The organism is Carboxylicivirga litoralis (assembly GCF_025499605.1).
GTDB classification, from domain to species: Bacteria; Bacteroidota; Bacteroidia; order Bacteroidales; family Marinilabiliaceae; genus Carboxylicivirga; species Carboxylicivirga litoralis.
The window spans coordinates 1-427 of record NZ_JAFMVC010000136.1; the positions used below are offsets into that span (position 1 = coordinate 1).

Annotated in this window: 1 protein-coding gene; it reads right to left on the reverse strand. The window is 41.2% G+C overall.

The genetic code is table 11. The features are described 5' to 3' along the window. Positions 1-91 precede the first annotated feature (91 nt). Positions 92-427: hypothetical protein (locus tag J1N10_RS21100; RefSeq protein ID WP_262328696.1), on the reverse strand; the 336-nt coding region annotated here is incomplete at its 5' end.

A 427-nucleotide genomic window follows, 5' to 3' on the forward strand; every position in this document is an offset into this window, starting at 1 on the left:
TGGTCGGATGCGATGACTGCGGTTCTTGTGGTGCCGGGATTGAATGCCCTGTTTTGTGAGCCACTACTTTTGGGCATGGAAGTAGTGGCATTTACTTTCCCAATCCGGCAATGCCTTGTAGCCCTTTTAACTGAACATTGGTAACAAGCAGTTTATCACTCTCCAAATAATCATGTAAATGCTTTTGGACGTTTTTCACCTGTTCAAATTCCTTGTCGGATTTGTCAACCTTACCGTTTTTCAATGAATTGGTAACTGTGGTAAGTAAGCGTTGGGCTTTTGCTTTTGTAATATTGCCATACAGGTTGATAAACCTTTTAATCAATGCAACTGCCGGAGTAACACCATAGTCATCCACTATCTTTTTCAGCTTCGTGTACAATGAATCCGGAACTTCAAACTTGCAAGTACCATTCATATCCTTGTA